Source organism: Sinorhizobium sp. KGO-5 (assembly GCF_036245905.1).
GTDB classification, from domain to species: domain Bacteria; phylum Pseudomonadota; class Alphaproteobacteria; order Rhizobiales; family Rhizobiaceae; genus Sinorhizobium; species Sinorhizobium meliloti_A.
Window position 1 is genome coordinate 1299152 of the sequence record NZ_BDIZ01000001.1, and the last position, 19653, is coordinate 1318804.

General features: G+C 62.5%; 16 protein-coding genes and 1 riboswitch. Of the genes, 9 read left to right on the forward strand and 7 right to left on the reverse strand.

Features of this window, described 5'->3' with window-relative positions; translation table 11 throughout:
• Positions 1-69: 69 nt before the first annotated feature.
• Positions 70-1266, reverse strand: a complete 1197-nt coding sequence (locus BHD07_RS06155) for an MFS transporter (protein ID WP_018094406.1) — start codon at positions 1264-1266, stop codon at positions 70-72.
• 114 nt (positions 1267-1380) lie between these two features.
• Here BHD07_RS06155 and BHD07_RS06160 point away from each other — a divergent pair, with 114 nt between their 5' ends.
• The 3 genes from BHD07_RS06160 to ubiA all read left to right on the forward strand — a co-directional run bounded on the left by BHD07_RS06160 (position 1381) and on the right by ubiA (position 4615).
• Positions 1381-2196: an AraC family transcriptional regulator gene (locus tag BHD07_RS06160; protein WP_018094407.1), complete on the forward strand. Its 816-nt coding sequence runs from the start codon at positions 1381-1383 to the stop codon at positions 2194-2196.
• 579 nt (positions 2197-2775) lie between these two features.
• A complete protein-coding gene (locus BHD07_RS06165; RefSeq protein ID WP_338278451.1) occupies positions 2776-3582 on the forward strand; it encodes a MipA/OmpV family protein in 807 nt (268 codons plus the stop codon).
• A 73-nt stretch (positions 3583-3655) separates the two neighbouring features.
• Positions 3656-4615 carry a 4-hydroxybenzoate octaprenyltransferase gene (gene ubiA / locus BHD07_RS06170; RefSeq protein WP_100669219.1) on the forward strand — a complete coding sequence of 320 codons (960 nt, stop codon included), beginning with the start codon at positions 3656-3658 and terminating at the stop codon, positions 4613-4615.
• 79 nt (positions 4616-4694) lie between these two features.
• Here the strand turns inward: ubiA and BHD07_RS06175 are convergent, their stop codons facing one another.
• Positions 4695-5261: a DUF6101 family protein gene (locus BHD07_RS06175; RefSeq protein ID WP_100669217.1), complete on the reverse strand. Its 567-nt coding sequence runs from the start codon at positions 5259-5261 to the stop codon at positions 4695-4697.
• Between the two features lie 371 nt (positions 5262-5632).
• Here BHD07_RS06175 and BHD07_RS06180 point away from each other — a divergent pair, with 371 nt between their 5' ends.
• Positions 5633-7942: a DUF1217 domain-containing protein gene (locus BHD07_RS06180; RefSeq protein WP_338278455.1), complete on the forward strand. Its 2310-nt coding sequence runs from the start codon at positions 5633-5635 to the stop codon at positions 7940-7942.
• Positions 7943-7982: 40 nt separating this feature from the next.
• Here the strand turns inward: BHD07_RS06180 and BHD07_RS06185 are convergent, their stop codons facing one another.
• The 3 genes from BHD07_RS06185 to BHD07_RS06195 all read right to left on the reverse strand — a co-directional run bounded on the left by BHD07_RS06185 (position 7983) and on the right by BHD07_RS06195 (position 11096).
• A complete protein-coding gene (locus BHD07_RS06185) occupies positions 7983-9416 on the reverse strand; it encodes an FAD-binding oxidoreductase (RefSeq protein WP_100669213.1) in 1434 nt (477 codons plus the stop codon).
• 46 nt (positions 9417-9462) lie between these two features.
• On the reverse strand, positions 9463-10437 hold the full coding sequence (locus BHD07_RS06190; protein WP_100669211.1) for an L-threonylcarbamoyladenylate synthase: 975 nt from the start codon (positions 10435-10437) through the stop codon (positions 9463-9465).
• 65 nt (positions 10438-10502) lie between these two features.
• Positions 10503-11096 carry a DUF6656 family protein gene (locus BHD07_RS06195; RefSeq protein WP_100669993.1) on the reverse strand — a complete coding sequence of 198 codons (594 nt, stop codon included), beginning with the start codon at positions 11094-11096 and terminating at the stop codon, positions 10503-10505.
• 320 nt (positions 11097-11416) lie between these two features.
• Positions 11417-11619, forward strand: a riboswitch (cobalamin riboswitch).
• Positions 11620-11732: 113 nt separating this feature from the next.
• Between BHD07_RS06195 and BHD07_RS06200 the strand changes: the two genes are divergently transcribed.
• Positions 11733-12977 (forward strand): aromatic ring-hydroxylating oxygenase subunit alpha, encoded by a 1245-nt coding sequence (locus tag BHD07_RS06200; RefSeq protein WP_100669209.1) that lies wholly within the window; start codon positions 11733-11735, stop codon positions 12975-12977.
• On the forward strand, positions 12974-14074 hold the full coding sequence (locus BHD07_RS06205) for a hybrid-cluster NAD(P)-dependent oxidoreductase (protein WP_198516563.1): 1101 nt from the start codon (positions 12974-12976) through the stop codon (positions 14072-14074). Before BHD07_RS06200 ends, BHD07_RS06205 begins: the two co-directional genes overlap by 4 nt.
• A gap of 1 nt (position 14075) precedes the next feature.
• Here BHD07_RS06205 and BHD07_RS06210 read toward each other — a convergent pair whose 3' ends face one another.
• Positions 14076-15137: a glycoside hydrolase family 25 protein gene (locus BHD07_RS06210; RefSeq protein WP_198516562.1), complete on the reverse strand. Its 1062-nt coding sequence runs from the start codon at positions 15135-15137 to the stop codon at positions 14076-14078.
• A gap of 258 nt (positions 15138-15395) precedes the next feature.
• Here BHD07_RS06210 and BHD07_RS06215 point away from each other — a divergent pair, with 258 nt between their 5' ends.
• Entirely contained in the window at positions 15396-15815 is a 420-nt protein-coding gene (locus tag BHD07_RS06215) for a BA14K family protein (protein ID WP_018094417.1), read from the forward strand.
• A 14-nt stretch (positions 15816-15829) separates the two neighbouring features.
• On the opposite strand, the gene BHD07_RS06220 is transcribed toward BHD07_RS06215, so the two are convergent.
• Positions 15830-16819, reverse strand: coding sequence for a transporter (locus BHD07_RS06220; RefSeq protein ID WP_100669205.1), 990 nt, complete (start codon positions 16817-16819; stop codon positions 15830-15832).
• Positions 16820-17011: 192 nt separating this feature from the next.
• On the opposite strand from BHD07_RS06220, the gene BHD07_RS06225 reads away from it, so the two are divergent.
• Both BHD07_RS06225 and BHD07_RS06230 read left to right on the forward strand, forming a co-directional pair.
• Complete coding sequence (locus BHD07_RS06225) at positions 17012-18793, forward strand: acyl-CoA dehydrogenase (protein ID WP_100669203.1); 1782 nt, start codon at positions 17012-17014, stop codon at positions 18791-18793.
• Between the two features lie 9 nt (positions 18794-18802).
• Entirely contained in the window at positions 18803-19555 is a 753-nt protein-coding gene (locus BHD07_RS06230) for a crotonase/enoyl-CoA hydratase family protein (RefSeq protein WP_100669201.1), read from the forward strand.
• Positions 19556-19653 lie beyond the last annotated feature (98 nt).

The window sequence follows — 19653 nt, forward strand, 5'->3', positions numbered from 1 at the left end:
CCGGCAATGATTGAGGAATGCTTACGTCCGGAGCAGAGATCGTGCGGGCGCGAGGCGCCCGCACGCTGTTTATCGCGCCGGCAGCTTCGGCAGAAATACGGTGAGCAGCCCGAGGAGCGGCAGATAGGAGCAGATCTTATAGACGAACTCGATGCCCTGCCGATCGGCGAAGACGCCGAGGACCGCGGCGCCCATGCCGCCGGCACCGAAGGCGAAACCGAAGAAAACGCCGGCGATGAGCCCCACCCGGCCCGGAACGAGTTCCTGCGCGAAGACGACGATCGCCGAGAAAGCGGACGAGAAGATGAGGCCGATGATGACGCTCAGCACGCCCGTCCAGAACAGGTTCGCATAAGGCAGCAGAAGGGTGAACGGAACGACCCCGAGGATCGAGAACCAGATGACGAAGCGGGCGCCGTATCGATCGCCGATCGGGCCGCCGAGGAAGGTTCCTGCGGCCGCCGAACCGAGGAAGAGGAACAGCATTAGCTGCGCCTGCTGTACGCTGGTGCCGAACCTTTCAATGACGAAGAAGGTGAAATAGCTCGAGATGCTGGTGAGATAGACGTTCTTCGTAGCCGTCAGCAGGACGAGGATCGCGATCGTCCACAGGACCCGCGCCTTCGGCAAGGGCAGCGCGCGGCTGGGGACGGGACGGCTCATGGTCGCGCGGCGGTGGCGGACGTACCACATGCTCACCCAGGAAAGCACGAAGAACCCGGTGATGGCGACGATGGAGAACCAGCCGAGGCTGCCCTGGCCGAAAGGGAGCACGATGAATGCGGCCAGCAGCGGGCCAAGCGCGCTTCCGGCATTGCCGCCGACCTGGAACAGCGACTGAGCCAGCCCGTGGCGGCCGCCCGACGCAAGCCGGGCCACGCGGGAGGATTCGGGGTGGAAGATCGCCGACCCGATGCCGATCAGGCTCGCTGCCAAGAGAAGCATCCAGAAATGGTCGGCATTGGCGAGAAGCAGAAGGCCCATGCAGGTCGAGAGCATGGCGAACGGCAGCGAATAGGGTAGCGCCCAACGATCCGTCACGATGCCGATGGCCGGCTGCAGCATCGACGCCGTCACCTGAAACGTGAACGTCAGAAGTCCGATCTGGACGAAATCGAGCGCGTAGTTTTCCTTGAGCAAAGGATAGAGCGCCGTCAGCAGCGATTGCATGATGTCGTTCAGCATATGACAGAAGCTGACCGCCAGGATGACCGAAAATGCTGTCTTTTCCGGGCTGATGGTGCCCGCCGACGTGACCGTTGCCATGGAGAATGTTTCCTTAGGAGCCGGCTCGCCAACGGAGCCTTTTCGGTCATCTCTAGACGGCTTGCCGCTGGCCTGCTTTTGTGATTTGGTCGAGTTCTTTCGAGAGTGGGCCATATGGCGAAATCCGACCGACATCACCTGCCAAAGTTGCCGGACGCGGACCATTTCAGAAGCCTGGAATGGATCGAGAAGGCGAATGCGCCCGTTCTCGCGATCGGGAGGGACTACGCCTGCGGGCTCACCGTGCCCTCCCACAGCCACAGCCGGACTCAACTCTGGTGGGCGCGTTCGGGGGTGGTGCTCGTCTATACATCGGAGGGACGCTGGATGATTCCCCCGGGACACGCCCTGCTGGTTCCCGCGGGAATCGAGCATTCGGCCGAGATGGTCAGCGATGTGCGTATGCATTCCATCTACATCCCGCCGGAGGCAAGCGAAGCGCGCCGGCCCCTCGTCCTGGAGATGAGCGCGCTCGTCGGCAGCCTCATCGACGAACTCGTCGGCGCCGGGAACGAAGCATCGTCGGAACGGCGCGAAAGCCTGATCATGGAATTGCTGCTCACGGAAATACCGCGGCTCAACCAGCGACCTTTAGGCCTGCCTTTCCCGCGCGACCGCAAGCTCGCAGCCCTCTGCCGGCAATTTCTGGAAGCGCCGTCGGCATCCGCGAATATCGACGCGTGGGCGGCGCGCATGGGCATCAGCCGGCGTTCCTTCACGCGGCTCTTCCGGCAGGAGACGGGCGTGAGCTTCGTCACGTGGCGACAGCATGCCTGCATCTTCGCCTCGCTGCCGCGCATTGCGGACGGCGAGCCGATCACCACGGTGGCGCTCGACGCCGGTTACGAGAACGTCGCAGCTTTCACGACCATGTTCCGCCGCATGCTGGGTGCGCCGCCGAGCGTCTATCTGCGTGACCAGCGGACCTGAACGGCGTCGGCAATTTTCGTTGAAATGCGCCAAGGCCTGTTGAAATTCGAGCCACCCGCGGCGGCCTGTTTGATTTCCTCATTCCCCGCGCCGCGGACGCGGCGCTGCTGGATCCCTGTGACGAGCACAGGGATGAGGGGAGGAGAGGTTGCAGTCCTCCGATACGTTTCCTACAGCGCCGCGCGTCTTATGAGACGCGCAAAGATCGCTGTAGCACTTTGAGCTGCTGCATGTTTTGACCATTGATCGGCTACGATCAACATGCAGTAGCGCACGGTCGGTACTCGAGGAATTCAAGCGCATCGCCATGCGTGCCGACAAGACCGACCGGAGCTTCAACGCCGTTATCCATCTCGCAGCAGCCGTCATAAACTCAAAATGAATTGCAACAGGCCCTAGTTCAATTTGCGACGTAGCCGCGGTTCGGTATGAATCCCGAAGCTGAACAGATCGGATTAACGGAATCTCATGGACTTGCCGAAGATAAGAAGGCGTTGTATGAATGGGTAAACACCCATTATACGTGCTTTGGGCACGTCCTGGGTTTGCCAGCCCAATAAATTATTCTTCGGAGTATAGATGAGAACTCATGTTGTTTTTCTTGCGTCTCAGGCTTTTCTTCTTGCAGCCGGAGTCGTTGCCGCCGAAGAACGCCGGTACCCCTGGTCTGGAGACTGGTATCTGAAGATAGGCGCCACTGGTTTTCTCGGTCCGAAGTATGAAGGCGGTTCGAAGCGCATGCTTCAGGCGGCGCCGCTCGTTTCGCTCGGCAAGCCTGGCAGCGCCGTGCGCTTTTCGTCGCGCAACGACAACATGTCCTACGCCCTGCTCGACCAGGGACATTTCCGCGCGGGCGCCGTCGGCAAATTGATTTTCGAGCGTGACGAGGACGATTCGAGCGATCTTAAAGGCCTCGACCATCCGAAATTCGGCGGCGAAATCGGCGGTTTCGCGGAAGTCTACCCCACGGACTGGATGCGCCTTCGCGCAGAGATACGTCAGGGTATCCGCAGCCATCACGGGGTCGTCGCCGATGTCGCGGCGGATGCTTTCGCCGATCTCGGCGAAACCGTCCGCATTTCCGCCGGACCGCGGTTGACGGCGGCATCGAGCGATTATTTCGACGCCTATTATGGCGTCAACGCAGCGGAGTCCGCTGCTTCGGGACTCGGCACCTATGATCCGGGTGGCGGTATTCACTCCGCGGGGTTCGGGGCGGAGATCAACTGGATGGCGACCGAGAAGCTCGAAACGGGTGTCTATGCCGAATATCGGCGATTGATGGGCGCTGCCGCCGATTCAAGCCTCGTACGCGAGCGCGGCAGCCCCGACCAGTTCCTCGTCGGGGTGACCGCGACCTATCGCTTCGATTTCACGCTCCCCTGACGGGTCGGCCTGGATGGCGGCGGGATGAAATGGAGCGCTTGACCGGCAGGTTTTGCGGGGCCAAACAGAGGCCATGAACAGTTCTTCCATCGATTCCGGCCGCGTGCACGACGCGCCGTCCAACAATTGGGTCTATCGGGTTCTGCCGCGAGCGCTGTGGCCCTATGCGCAGCTCGCGCGTTGGGACCGGCCGATCGGCTGGCAATTGCTCTTGTGGCCGTGCCTCTGGTCGGCGGCCTTGGCGTCCGGAACGGCGGCATCGCTCGGCAGCTTTTCGGCTGGGCGATTTCTCTTCCATGTCTTTCTGTTCGTTGTCGGAGCGATTGCCATGCGCGGCGCCGGCTGTACCTACAACGACATCGTCGATCACGACATCGACATGGAAGTGGCACGTACGCGCTCCCGACCGCTGCCTTCCGGCCGCGTCACCCGTTTTCAGGCGAAGGCATTCATGCTGTTGCAGGCCCTTGTGGGCCTCGTCGTGCTGCTGCAGTTCAATGGTTTCACGATTTTTCTCGGCTTCCTTTCGCTGGCGCTGGTCGCGATCTATCCTTTCGCCAAGCGCTTCACGGACTGGCCGCAGTTTTTCCTGGGGCTCGCCTTCTCCTGGGGCGCGATCATGGGCTGGACCGCTGAGTTCGGCAGCCTCTCCCTGGCCGCGATCATCCTCTACGTTGCCGCCATCGCCTGGACCATCGGTTATGATACGATCTATGCCTATCAGGACAGGGAGGATGACGAGCTGATCGGCGTTCGCTCGACCGCCCGCCGCTTCGGCGACAACCCGCGGCCCTGGCTTATCGGGCTATACGGGATTGCGGTTTTCCTGATGCTTTTCGCCTTCCTGTCCGCCGGCGCCGGATTTTTCGCCTATGTCGGGCTTCTGGTGGCCGCGGTGATGCTCGCCTATCAGATTCTCGTATTGAACATTCACGATCCGCTACAATGTCTGGCGCTGTTCAAGTTCAACGGCGTCGTCGGCCTGATCATCTTTGCCGGACTTGTGCTCTCGCTTCTCGTGCGGCTCATTTGAACGCAGAAGCTGGCCCTAAGGCGCGGAGCGCCGAAGGGCCGGCTTGCTGATCGATGTCTTGTGGCTTGGAACGCTGCGGTCACGCCCGGGCGATGATTTCGCGGCCGTCGATCTTCATCTGGATGCCGAGACTGCCGGTGGAGCGGCGCACGAGAAAGCGCGGCCGGCGCTCGGCGAAAAAGGAATGGCGGCGGCGCGGCTTTGCGGGAGCGGTGCGAACATCGCCGATATGTTCCTCGAGCGGCCGTGCGACCCCGTCGGCTTCCACCATGAGCATCGGAATGCGATAGGCTTCGGCCCAGGCGCGCCAATCGGCTGCGATGTCCGAAAGATCATGAGCCACGAGCAGCGGGATACAGAGATCCGGATCATCGTGATGAAGTTCGAGCGTCACTGTAACCTCCCCGTCGCCATGGTCGATTGCCCGTGCCGCCACACCCTTGAAAGCTCGCGCCGGCAGAGCGATCGAAAGCGGCAGGCCGCTGAATGGTAGCACCTTGCGCAGAACAGCGCCACGCTCGTCAAGGCTGATGCTGACATTCCCCGTGTGCCCGCGCAGCACGTAGCTTGCTTGCTGCGGAAAGCGCTTCGGGTCAAGTCTGAGCGTGTTTCCGACCCAAGCCGGCTGAGAGAGTGTATTGCGCATTTCATATCGCCCTTGTTTTTCCTTGAGAGCCGTTTCCGGCTTTCCTCTCGGGACTTTTCGTCCTCTGGGGGCGGAGGATAGGCGGGCTCCGTTCCGGGCGGCTTAAAATTCGCGGTTAAAAAAACTTTGCTGTCTCCGATGGTTAGCAAAAGCCGAGGCCGCAAGGTTTCTCATTCGTCAATGAAACCGCGGGCATTTTCGTTGTGCTTTGCCGGGGCGGAATGCGGGCGGAAAACGGGCACCCGTTCTTTCTCATCCGCTCCAGCGGGAAAGCCACACACAAGCATGCTGCGCGATCTTCGCCATCATCGGAGTGGTTTCAGGGGATGTCGGCGCGCCGGCGGTCCCCGTTCCTTGCTGGCGGGCGACGCATGGTTTCGACTTATCTCGACTACAATCTGATCGCACGGGACATGAAGCTCAGCCTGAAGCGCGTGTCGGAGCAGACGATCGTCGCCCGCGACACGCAGTATTACAGGGAGAACATCGGCAGTGTGGCCTCCGTCGACGAGTTCCTCGCCGACTACCGCCTCTATTCCTACGCGATGAAGGCCTATGGCCTGGCAGATATGATCGAGTCGGTCGCCTTCATGAGGAAGGTGCTCGAAAGCGACCTGTCCGACGATAACAGCTTTGCCAACAAGCTGACGGACGAACGATACCGCGAATTCACGATGGCGTTCAGCTTCAGCGGTGGAACGGCGGTTTCCCAGACCGAAGCGCAGCTCGACGAGATGATCGGGCTCTACAATACGAGTATCGCCAGCATCGGGGAAACCCAGAAGGAAGAGACGCGCTACTACAACGTCATGATCGACAAGGTAACGAGCGTCGATCAGCTTCTGAACAATGAGCGTCTGCGGACCTATGTCTTCACCGTCTTCGGTATCGACGAGAGTACGTACTCCCGTGAAACGCTCCGCAACGTTCTCTCCAGCAATGCCGACGATCCGGACAGCTATGAGAAAACCGTGCTCGAACCCAGACTATCGGAGCTCGAGGCTGCCAGAGCCGACGCCCAGGCGAAGCTCCAGCAGAGCGGCACGACGGAGGCGGAAAAGCTGGAACTCCGGGCGAAGATAGCCACCTACAACAAGTCGATTTCCACGGTCAGCAATTACCTGGCGATGGCGGCGGCTTTCCAGTTCAACGCCGACGGCACGGTGGCCGCGGGATCGGCGCAGACCGCCGCGCACAAGAAGACCATGAATGAACTCTACGTCTCCAGCAATCCCCGGATCACCCCCCAGGCAGCGCTCCTGAACAAGGCCTATTTCGAGGAAAAGATCGCGAGCATCACGACCGTCAGCGAGCTTGTCGCCGATACGCGCCTCTATAACTACATCCGCACGGCCTTCGATCTCAACGAGGTCACCATCGTGCCGGCGACGATCAAGAATATCCTGACCAGCGATCCGGACGACCCGAACAGCTACATCAATACGATCGGCAAGGGCAACGAGAACTACAAGGCGCTCGCGAGAGCCTTCAACTTCCAGGCGGACGGCACGCTCGCGGCGGGCGATGCGGCGCAGACCACGGAACAGACGACACTCACCTCCAGCCGTTACATGACGCGCTACAACGACAAGGACGACGCAGCGGACGCGAAGGCGATCGGCGCCTATAAGCTTGCCGTCGAGAAGATGGCGTCCGTCGGCGACTTCATCGACACGGCTTCGATCTACGATTTCGCGCTGCAAGCCGTCGGCCTCGATCCGGACGCCGAAAGCGCACGGACGATCAAGCGGGTGCTGACCAGCGATCTCACCGATCCGGAAAGCTTCGTCTACACGCTGAAGGACGAGCGTTACCTGAAGCTCGCCCAGCTGTTCAACTTTACGACATCGGGCGACATCGGCGTTCCGGCATTGGCGCAGTCGGAGACGCTGATTCAGGAGACCGCCAAGACCTACATCGTCAATAAGTCCCGTTTTGGCTCGGAGGAGGACAAGACCAAGGCCAAAGCGGATGCCGAATATTACACGGCCGAGGTCGCCAAACTCTCTTCTCTCGACGAATTTCTGGCCGATTCCCGCCTGGTCGATTTCGCTCTCGCGGCAAACGGCATCGATCCCGAGAAGGTCACCGTCGATTTCCTTCGCGACATCTTCACCTCCGATCTGGACGATCCCAAGAGCTTCATCAATCAGCAGCAGAACTCCGGGGCCTATATCGCCCTGGTCACCTCGTTCAATTTCGACCGCGGCGGCAACGTGCTGCGCGAGGACAAGAGCGTCATCGTCACGCGGCAGGGGCTTTACGAGACCCTCGACCGGTATCTGCACCAGACGCTGGAAGAACAGGCCGGCGAGGACAATGCAGGTGTCCGCCTGGCACTCTATTTCGAGCGCCAGGCAGGCTCGCTCGTCGACGCTTACGATCTCCTGGCCGATGATGCGCTCGCCGAAGTGTTCCGCACGATCTTCAGCCTGCCCGACGAATTCAGTTCCATGGACATCGACCAGCAGGCAAAGATCGTCGAGAAGAACCTCGAGCTCGAGAAGCTGAGCGATCCGGCCGAGCTGAAGAAGCTCCTCGCGCGCTTCACCGTGCTCTACGATCTGGAGAACAACATGGAAGTCGATCCGGCCGTGGTGGTGCTCTCGGGCAGCGGCAGCAATATAGGCATCAGCGCCGATACGCTCTTCCAACTGTCGCAGCTCAGGAAGGGCGGGTAGGGCTTAACGGCGGCCGGACCGGCACGCGTCGTTACTCGCCTCAATCCTCGCGCAGCACCTTATCGGGGTTCATGATCCCCGCCGGGTCGAAGGCGTGTTTGATCCGCCGCATGAGCTCGATCTCGATCGGCGAGCGGATCGCCGCGAGTTCGTCGCGTTTCAACTGGCCGATGCCATGCTCGGCAGATATCGAGCCCTCATGCTTGAGCACGACGGCGTGAACGATCGCATTGATCTCGCGCCACCGGTCGAGAAAGCCCTGCTTGTCCGCGCCGACGGGCTGGGAGATGTTGTAGTGGATATTGCCGTCGCCCATATGGCCGAAAGCGCAGATGCGTGCGCCGGGAATGGCCTTGGAGACCAGCGCATCGGCTTCCGTCATGAAGGCCGGAATGCTCGATACCGGGACCGAAACGTCATGCTTGATCGAGCCGCCTTCGGGCTTTTGTGCCGGCGACATGCTTTCGCGCATGTGCCAGAGCGCTCTGCGCTGCGCTTCGTTCTGGGCGATGACGGCGTTCTCGACGAGACCGTCGGAGATGACCGCTTCGAGAAGGTCTTGCACCATCCGCTCCGCGCTTTCGGCGGTATCCGAGGTGGAGATATCGATCAGCGCGTACCACGGATGCGTCGTTTCCATCGGATCTCTCACGCCGGCGATGTGCCGAGTGGTGAACTCGATGCCGAGCCGCGGCATCAGTTCGAAGCCCGTCAGGGCCGGCCCGCAGAGGCTCGATGCCCGATCGAAAAGCGCCAGTGCGTCCTCGACGCTTCTGAGGCCGGCAAAAGCCACCTGGTGACCCCGCGGTTTCGGGAAGAGCTTCAAAACGGCGCCGGTTATGACGCCGAGTGTTCCCTCGGCACCGATGAAAAGATCGCGCAGATCGTAGCCCGTATTGTCCTTCTTGAGGCGTCTGAGCCCGTTCCAGATCTCCCCGGTCGGAAGCACGACCTCCAGCCCCAGGCAAAGCTGGCGCATATTGCCATAGACAAGCACGGCAGTGCCGCCGGCATTGGTAGAAAGATTGCCGCCGATCCGGGCGGAGCCTTCCGAGCCGAGTGACAGGGGAAAAAGCCGGTCGACGTCATCGGCGGCCTTCTGGATATCCGCCAGAATACAACCGGCATCGGCTACGATCACGTTGCCGACCGGGTCGATGTCGCGGATGCGGTTCAGCCGCTCGAGGGAAAGGACCACGTCGGCTCTGCCCTCGCGCGGAATCTGGCCGGCCACATGTCCGGTATTGCCGCCCTGCGGCACGACTGCCGTTCGGGTCTGGCTCGCAAGCCGCATGACCAGCGAAACTTCCTCGACGGAGCCGGGCCTGAGCACGAGCGGCGTCGTGCCGTGATAGAGCCCGCGGGACTCGACCAGGTAGGGGGCCGTGTCGGCGGGTGCGGTGAGGGCATTGCCGGGCCCGACGATGTCGACGAAGGAGGCGATGAGTTCGGGAGATGGAAGTATGGTGGTCATGGCCCTGCCTCGGATCACGTGGTTGCTTCAAGCGTGCCGGTGGCCATCAGCCCCGCGGCGCGGCCGCGCGCTGCAGCCGGTCGATGATCGCTTCGCCGAGCCCCACGCTCGGGATCGGGCCGAAAGCGATGGTCGCGGCGCCGCTGGCATCCGCCTTTTTCATATAATCGAAAAGATTGGCCGCGGCTTCCCGCAGGCTGCCGCCCGGACTGAGATCCAGGACGATCGCGGCATCGCCTTCACCGGGAAGTGCCTTTCCGCCGAAGCGGATGAGGGCCTCTCCTTTCCGGACCTCATCGGCATCGAGCCGCACAGCGGCACCGGGAGCGTAATGCGAGGCGAGCATGCCGGGCGCCTCGATGACAGCGCCGGCGGTCTCAGGACGCTCGATGGCGAGACCGGTCAAAGCTTCGATCTCTGCCGCGTCGAGCCCCCCGGGCCTCAGCAGCCGCAGCCTTCCGCTCTCGACCTTGACGATGGTCGATTCCAGGCCGATCGCGGCCGGGCCTGCGTCGAGGATGAGCTTCAGCCTGGAGCCGAGATCCGCCTGCACATGGGCCGCACTGGTGGGACTGATCTTGCCCGAGGTGTTGGCGCTCGGCGCCGCCAACGGCCGTCCGAACCGGGCGATCACCCGACGCGAGAAGCCGTCGGGCATCCGAATTCCGAGCGTATCGAGACCGGCGGATGCGAGCGTGTGCACGGTGCTTTCCCGCCGCTGCGGCAGGATCAGCGTGAGGGGGCCAGGCCAAAAAGCCTCGGCCAAACGTCTCGAGACCGGATCGAAGGTCACATGCGCCTCCGCCATCGCCAGATCGGAGACGTGACAGATCAGCGGATTGAACCGCGGCCGCCCCTTCATCTCGTAGATGCGGCTGATCGCATCGGGGGTCGTGGCATCGGCGGCAAGGCCGTATACGGTCTCCGTGGGGATCGCCACGGGTTCCCCGTCCGAAAGAACTGCGCAAGCCGTCTCGATTGCCCGCTCCGGTTCGATGCGCGTGTCGATGATTTCGGCCATGGCGTTCTGATCCTTTCCGTCGCTTCCTTAACGGAGCGATTGCAAAAACAGAACGATTTTCTTGGTCAAAGGCTGCGAATGATCCGCCGCAAGGCTTCGTCGCGTGCGCCGAGCATCAGCACGTTCTTCAGCGCCACCTTCGGATCCTGCGTCCGGAAAATCAGGCCGTTGCCGCGCACGTTGCGGTTGACGACGATCCGCTCTTCGCCGGCATTGGGCTCGATCGCGACGGCGAAATACATGCGCGAATAGCCCGGCTGGATCCGGTCGAAGAAATCGGTCTCGTTCCCGAGGTCGCAGAAGAAGTTCGCGAGATAAAAGGACCAGGTGATCTCATGTCCCTTGGCGAGGCAGGTTTTCGCGGCGGTCACGTGGCAGTAGCCGAGATGCGGACTGTTGGCGAGCGTGCGATGGAAGACCATCTTCGGGAACTGCATCGAGGCATGAAACCCGTTGATTCGGCTGTGGGTCGTCTCGCCCGCCGTCGTCAGCTTCCGCGCCGTTCGCTGCGCAACCTCGGCATAACTGAGATACTGACGCTCGTTCGCCATCCACCGGCGTCTGTCGATCCGGCCGGTCCGCAGGAACTCGGTGTGAGCCTTGGCTTTCGCCGGTGCGGCCGCCTTGTCGGCAGCGTCGTAATATCGGAGTTTTGCCATGGGCGTCGTCGCGCCATCCTGTCCGAAAGCGGGTTGATGGTAGCGAACGTAAATCATCACAGTTAACGAATTGGTTCGTTTGCGGCCGTGCGGGCATCGATCAGACCTTGTGTCGGTGGGCCGTGTCGTAAAATGGCCAGTCGCCTTCGCGCCATGAACGGCGCTGCCGAAAAATCCGCCGGCTGCGCGGAGATTCACCTACTTCCTTGTTTGTTATGGACAATATCCGTCTGCCAATAGTGCCGATTGCGCCGCGAATGGCTGTCGTCTTTCTGGAATCGGATGTCGTCTATTGGCAGTTGCCGGACCGGCCCTCAGGCTTAGATGAGGACACTCAAGGTGCTGCCTCGAAGGGAAGGCGGAGAATTGGGAAGCCGGTCAAATCCCGGCGCTGCCCCCGCAACGGTGGTGGAGCGAACAGCCACGGCAGAAGGCCACTGGACACAGCGTCCGGGAAGGCGCCGGGCAGGTCCCTTGCGGACAGCTCCAGAGCCCGGAAACCAGCCTTGAAGCAGAAACAGACCGTAGCTGGTTGCGGCGGGCAGCCGGATCGGAGCCAATTGCGTTGCGGGTCCATGCGGCCGGCGCGGGTTCCAGTCCTGCCTCTCCGAAACGGCGGAAAACGAGGATAAGGGCATGGAAATTCAGACCGAAATGCTGCGCAAGCTGAAGACCCGTCGCGATGGCTACAGCCTCGACCGCGCCTTCTACGTCGATCCTGATTATTATCGCCAGGACCTGGAGCAGATCTGGTACAAGGATTGGCTGTTCATCGGCCATGATTGTGAAGTCCCGCGGCCGGGGAACTATTTCACGGTGCAGGTCGGCGATTACCCGGTCGTTATCGTGCGAGACAGACAGGGCGCGGTGCGGGCACTGCATAATTCGTGCCGCCATCGCGGCTCGCGCGTCTGCACGCAGCACAAAGGCTCATCCGCCAAACTCGTCTGTCCCTACCACCAGTGGACCTACGAGCTCGACGGCCGCCTGCTCTTCGCGCGGCAGATGCCTGAGGGCTTCGACCCGGCCGAACACAGTCTTAAGCCGATCCACTGCGAAACCGTCGGCGGTTACATCTTCATCAGCCTTGCCGAACAGCCGATGGACTTCCGGCCGTTCCGCGAGACGGTCGCGGCCTATCTCGCGCCGCACCGCCTCGGGGAAACGAAGGTCGCCTTCGAGAGCACGATCGTCGAGAAGGGCAATTGGAAGCTGGTCTGGGAGAACAATCGCGAGTGCTACCACTGCGCCGCCAATCATCCGGAACTCTGCCGTACCTATCCCGAAGCGCCGACCGTCACCGGTGTCCAGGGGGCGATGAACGACCCGGAAATCGGCGCCCATTGGCAGAAATGCGAGGCGGCGGGCCTTCCGAGCGCTTTCAGGATCGCGCCCACCGGCCAGTTCCGCATGACGAGAATGCCCCTGATCAACGGCGCCGAGAGCTATACGATGTCCGGACAGAAGGCCGTACGCAGGCAGCTCTCTGCCGGGCTCGACGCCGATGGCATCGGCACGCTGCTCCTCTTCCATTATCCGACGACGTGGAACCACATTCTGGGCGATCATGCGATCACCTTCCGCGTTCTGCCGCTCGGGCCGGAACTGACGCAGGTTACGACCAAATGGCTGGTCAACAAGGATGCGGTGGAGGGCGTCGACTATACGATAGACGAGCTGACGCACGTCTGGACGGAGACCAACGACCAGGACCGGCAGATCGTCGAGGAAAACGCGTTCGGGATCCGCTCGCCGGCCTATGAGCCGGGTCCATATTCGGCCGAACACGAGGGCGGCGTCATGCAGTTCGTCGAGTGGTATTCGAACTTCATGCTGGACCGCCTTCAGGGCGGGGCCACGCAGCTCTCGCGGGTGGCATGACCATGGAAATGCCTCGCTCCTTTCACCATTTCGACGAGCTCGATCCCTGGAGAGACCGTCAGCACATGCTGGAGTGCACGTCGGCCGTAGCCGAAGCCGCCGACGTGATGACTTTCACCTTCCGCTCCGACAAGCCGGCCTGGTTCCGCTACCTGCCCGGGCAGTTCGTGACGCTCGAACTGCCCGTCTCGGCCGAGCCGGTGATGCGCACCTATACGCTGTCATCCTCGCCCTCGCGCCCGCTTTCGGTCGCGGTCACGGTCAAGGCGCAGCCGGGAAGCATCGGCACCCGCTGGATGTTCGACAATCTGAAACCGGGCATGATGCTCAAGGCGTTCGGGCCGCTCGGCGATTTCAGCTTCGTCCGTCATCCCGGTGAAAAGTATCTCTTCATTTCGGCGGGGTCGGGCGTCACGCCGATGATGTCGATGACGCGCTGGATGGCCGACTGCGCACCGGAAACGGATGTCACCTTCATTTCCTGCGCCCGCCGCCCGGACGATCTCCTCTTCAGAACGGAGCTCGAAGTTCTCGCGCGTCAGATGCCGCGGCTCAATCTCGGCTTCCTCGTGGAGGGGCATGAGGCGCGGCATGGCTGGCATGGTCTGCGCGGGCGCATCGACGCGGCGAAGCTGCCGATGCTCGCACCGGATTTCGTGGAAAGAACCGTTTTCTGCTGCGGGCCCGAGCCGTTCATGGGCAATGTTCGGGCAATGCTGGAATCGGCGGGCTTCGACATGGCCGGCTATCACCAGGAGAGCTTCCAGCCCGCCGCGGCGCCGGCGGCCGAGGAGCTTGCAATTCGGGCGGGGCCGGCGGCCGATGCCGGGGCCGGTGCGGCGCGGGTGACCTTTACCATGAGCGGCAAGGAGGCGACCGCCGTTCCCGGCCAGACGATTCTGCAGACGGCCCGGGCCAACGGCGTCAGGATCGGGGCCGCCTGCGAGGGCGGCATCTGCGGAACGTGCCGGGTGATGAAGATCGCCGGCGATGTCGAGATGAACCACAATGGCGGCATTCTCGACGATGAGATCGAGGAGGGCTACATCCTCGCCTGCTGTTCGCGGCCGACAAGCGACGTCCAGATCGAGGCCTGAGTTACCGCCGCTCGGATTGGTAGGGCAGGCGTGCCTCGGCGGCCCTGACGGCGATGGAGCCGGTAACCGTCTCGTCGGCGCCCGCCCCTGATCCGCTCTCCGCCTCGGCGCGGCTTATCACCAGCGGCCGCGAAAGAGCGGCCGTTGCACTCGCATTCAACGCCGGGATCGTGCCGACGGTGGCCGAGGCGATAACGGTGAGCACCGGCGGCTTCTCCGGAAGAAGCGCGCCATGGGGCCAGACTCTCTTCAGTGCCGATGCACTCATCGCTGCGACATTCACGTCTATATCGTCGAGGGTGCCGGGCACCCGATAGGGGCAACGCTTCTTTCCGCAATTATGCGCCGACGAGAATTGCCAGAGCGCGTAGCGGTCCCAGTTTCCCATCGGAAAGACTTTGCGGATATCGGGCTTATAGCGCGCATACCAGAGCGGAAGACGCGCTAGAAGCCGATGCTTGAAGCGGTTGGCGGCAATGTGTTTCGCGGTTGCGTGGTTGGTATAGAGGACGGGATAGCGCCCCGTCCGGGCCTTCACATGGCCGGCGAAGATTGCTGCGTCTTCGAGCGACATGTATTTTTCCGGATCGATCCCTTCGATATCGAGCACCATCAGCTCGTCGTCGCGCGGATCGGCATAGTCGATGAAGTGGTTCGCCTGATCGACGGGGTTGCCGGGCCTTGCCAGATGATAGGCGCCCCAGAGCAGGCCATGCGAGCGCGCGATCATCCGGCGCGTCTGATAGAGTTCCCGGCTGACCGCATATTTGCGCCACATCGTCTTGCAATGTGCAACCGTATCGCCGCCGTGGTCACCGGTACAAGTGTAGCTTTCCGGCAGGCCGTCGGAAGCCTTCGCGATGAAGCCCGCTATCCGCTTGTCCTTCAGCATGGCTTCCCAGTCGATGCTGTTCAGCTCGTAAGCGTCGACGATGAGGGCGTTCCGCCGCTCTTTCCACGGCTCCACTTCGCTCGCGCGTGCGTTCGCCGCCGCGAAGGTCAGGCCCATGAGGACCGCCAGGCGCAAGATCATCCCTATGATCGAGATTCCCCGCTTTTCCATTCTCTGAGATTGCCGACTTAGAGTTAAGAGGTCGTAAATCTCAGCCCCGGCCTCAATCTGCGCGAGGCGGACGCTTCTGTACACCGACCTCAAGAGGCAAAGTCGACGGCCCGATTCCGCCCAGGATTGTATCGACGGCGAGATTTTTCCTTTGCTGCATCCGCGCGCGATGGTTGCTTCCGGCGACTTCTGCCCTAGTCTTGGTATGTCGCCCTTGCAAGGGCCGGTTGTACATGAAATCGAAGGCAGGAGGAAATGATGTCACTGAAATGGCTTTCGGGCGCGCTTGCAGCGATGACGCTGGCGGCATCGGCGGTGCCGTCTCAGGCTTTCACGCCTCTGCCCCCGCGGGTTGCCGTCGAGAGCGCCGTCACGGACGTTCAGTACGCGCCGCGGCGCGGTTATTATCGGTATGGCGACTTCTATTACTATAACGGCTATCGTGGGTACCGCTATCAGCGGCCCGGCTACCGCTATTACCGCGGTTGGTGGTACCCGGGGGCTGCCTTCCGACCCGGCATCGTGATCGAGCGTCGTCCCGCCGTTCGCCCGCCGGTGCGCTACGGCAGCCGGCATGTCCAATGGTGCTATGATCGCTACCGCTCTTACAGGGCTTACGACAACAGCTATCAGCCCTATAACGGGCCCCGCCGGCAGTGCTATTCTCCCTATAGCTGATCGGTCCGCTTCGCTCAAATAATGCCGATGCGCTTGAGCACGAGCCAGGCAACGCCCATCGACAAGGCAATGAACATTCCCGCAAAAACGGTGCCGCTGCCCTCGGAGAAGGGTAGCGCCCCCGTGTTCATGCCGAAAAAGCCGGTCACCAGCGTCGGCGGCAGAAGGAAGGCTGTCATCAGCGAGAGGATATAGAGATGGCGGTTCGTTTCCGAGGAAATCTTGCTGTCGATTTCCTCGTGCAGCAGCCGTGCGCGTTCCTGAAGAGCGAACACATCGCGGTCGACGGATTCCAGCCGATCGGAGAGCCTCTCGGTCACGTCGATGAAGCCCGGCGGCACCTCATCCTCTTCCAGTGCCCCGGCCCGGCGCAGCAGGGCGAGCACGGTCCTTAAGTGCCGGTGCAGCCGCACGACGGTCCGTCGCAAGGGCGCCAGCCCCGGCTGTTTCCTGTGTCCCGCCTCGCCATAGACATGGTCCTCGATGATGTTCAATTCCTCCGTCAATTCGAGCACCAGCGTGATCAGGGTGCGCTGGAACTCGACGACGAGCATTTCGAAGAGATCGATCGGGCGGCTGCATTTGGAGCTCTTTTCCACGGCCGCCTTCACCCGGTCGATGCTCCTTAGCGGATGCAGGCGCGTGGTGATGATCATCCGGTCGCTGACGGCGAAATGAAGCCAGCCGATCGTCTGCGTCACCGCGTCGAATGTCCGCTCGAAATCGACCAGCGTGCCGTGCACGACGTCATCCGCGACCGTGATCGCCGCCTGCGTGTCGTGGCTCGTAAGGGTCGCGATTGCCTCCTGCGGAAGATTGCCGATGCGCTCGATCAGCGCCGGTGTGCGCGCGTCGCTGAGCGCGAGGTGCAACCAGACCCAGTCTTCACCTGCCTTAAGGCTTTCAACGGGCGAATCGGCAGCTATGCGCTGACACCGGCTTTCGCCCGGTGCGAACCGGTAGGCCCAGACGAGGCCCGGTATTTCGGGTGAAATCAGGTTCATCGGAGTGCCTCGGCCCGGAGCGGTCGAGTCGGCTTCTATTCGCGGCCCATGACAGTTTTGTTACAGTTTCCCTGGCCGTAACCGCCAGCCGCCCGTGGCGAGTTGACGTTGACGTTCACGTAAAAATGACTAGTCTGCTGCGCATCTAATAGGCGCCGGCTGCGGACGGCGGCGGATGCAGGGAGGAGCACCATGTACAAGGCACCGGTCGACGAGATCGCATTCACCCTGAAACACGTCGCCGGCCTGTCCGAGGTGCTCGACGCCGGGACGTTCGGCGAACTCGGCGACGACCTTGTGGACGCGATCCTCGGCGAGGCCGGGCGCTTCGCCTCGGAAGAGGTGGCGCCGCTCGGCGAGGCGGGCGACCGGCAGGGATCGCGGCTCGTCGATGGCGCCGTCAAGACGCCGGAGGGCTGGCGGGAGCTTTACCGCAACTGGATCGCCGGCGGCTGGAACGGCCTGACGGCTCCGGAAGCTTTCGGCGGGCAGAACCTGCCGCACATGTTGCACGTCGCCGCCATGGAAATGTGGAACAGCGGCTCGATGGCCTTCGCCCTTGCGCCGACGCTTACCATGGGCGCCATCGAAGCGCTCGAGAAGCACGGCACCGACGCTCTGAAGGCGACCTTCCTGCCGAAGATGGTTTCGGGCGAATGGATGGGGACCATGAACCTGACCGAGCCGCATGCCGGTTCGGACCTCGGCGTGCTGAAGACCCGCGCCGAGCGCCGCGGCGACGGCACCTATCGCATCGTGGGGCAAAAGATCTTCATCACCTGGGGCGAGCACGATTTCACCGACAATATCGTCCATCTGGTACTCGCGCGGCTGCCCGATGCGCCATCCGGAACGAAGGGCATTTCGCTGTTTCTCGTGCCGAAGTTCCTCGTCAACGAGGACGGTACGCTTGGCGAGCGCAACGACGTTTTCTGCCACTCGCTGGAGCACAAACTCGGCATCCACGGATCGCCGACCTGCACCATGATCTACGGCGACGGGAAATTCGGCCGCGAGAAGGGGGCGATCGGCTATCTGATCGGTGAGGAAAACCGCGGTCTCGCCTGCATGTTCACAATGATGAACAATGCGCGGCTCGCGGTCGGGATGCAGGGCGTCGCCATCGCGGAGGCCGCCACCCAGAAAGCGATCGCCTACGCCAAGGAGCGCACGCAGGGCCGCGCGCCGGGGTGGAGCGGCGACGGCATGAGTCCGATCATAGAGCATCCGGATATCGCCCGCACGCTGCTGACGATGAAAGCGCTGACGCAGGGATCGCGCGCCATCGCCTATGCCTGCGCCCACGCCGTCGACATGGCGCATGCCGCGCAAGGGGAGGGAGCCCGCCACTGGCAGGAGCGTTCGAGCCTGCTGACGCCGATCGCCAAGTCCTTCGCCACCGACGCCGGCGTCGACGTCGCCTCGATGGGCATTCAGGTCCATGGCGGCATGGGCTTCATCGAGGAGACCGGGGCCGCGCGCTATCTCCGCGACGCCCGAATCGCGCCGATCTACGAAGGCACCAACGGCATTCAGGCGATCGACCTCGTCACCCGCAAGCTGACGCTCTCCGATGGCGCACAGGTGCGCGGCTTCATCGCCGAACTCCGAGAGGTCGCCGCTGCCGCTGCCGCGTCGAACAGGGAAGGCTTCGGCGAGACGGCCGCACGGCTCGATGCGGCGGTTGCGGATCTCGAAGGGGCGACCGACTGGCTGCTTTCGAGGCTTCGCGACGGAAAGCTCGCCGAGGCGCTCGCCGGCGCGACCGCCTACCAGCGCCTGTTCGGCCTCGTGCTGACCGGAGTCTATCTCGCCAAAGGCGGCCTTGCCGAAGCCGGTGACGGGCGGCAGGACCGGCGCGTTGCGCTTTGCCGCTTCGCAGCGGAAAACCTGCTCTCGGAGACGAGCGCGCTCAAGGACCGTGTCGTCAACGGGGCGGAAAGTCTCGCCGCAGCCCGTTCCATACTCGACTGAGGGAAACCCATGACCGACCACGTGCTCGTCGAACGGCCGGAAGCCTATCCCGGCGTTCAGCTTATCCGCTTCAATCGGCCGGAGAAGAAGAACGCCATCACGCGCCAGATGTACGCCAGGATGACGGAGGCGCTGACCGCTGCCGGAACGGATCCCGCCATCCGCGCGATGGCATTCCTCGGAACGGAAGGGTGCTTCTCGGCCGGCAACGACATGGCCGACTTCCTCGCCTTCGCCATGGGGGGCAGCATGGGGGACGAGGTTTTGGACTTCCTGCGGGCGCTTGCCGGCGCGACGAAACCGATCGTTTCCGGCGTAGACGGACTGGCCATCGGCATCGGCACGACGATCCACCTCCATTGCGACCTGACGGTCGCCTCGGCCCGCTCGGTGTTCAAGACCCCGTTCGTCGATCTGGCGCTCGTTCCGGAAGCGGCCTCGAGCCTGAGCGCTCCGCGCATCATGGGCCATCAGCGCGCCTTTGCCCTGCTTGCTGCCGGCGAGCCGCTCGACGCGGCCGGTGCACGCGAGGCGGGGCTTATCTGGAAGATCGTGGAAGAGACCGCCGTCGAGGAGGAAACGCTATCAGCTGCAGCGCGCCTGGCAAAAAAACCGCCGGAAGCGCTGCGCATCGCCCGCGACCTCATTCGCGGCGATCGCAGCGATGTGCTTGCCCGGATCGAGGAGGAGGCGAAGCATTTTGCCGCGCAATTGAAAAGCGCCGAGGCGCGCGCCGCGTTCGAGGCCTTCATGCGCCGGTAGGCGGCAATTCGCCAGGTCGCTTCCAGCCATCGCGACTTTGCATGGATCAATTTTAATCGCTTCTTAAATAGCTCCCGCTAGCGTCCAGCCGCAGTAGG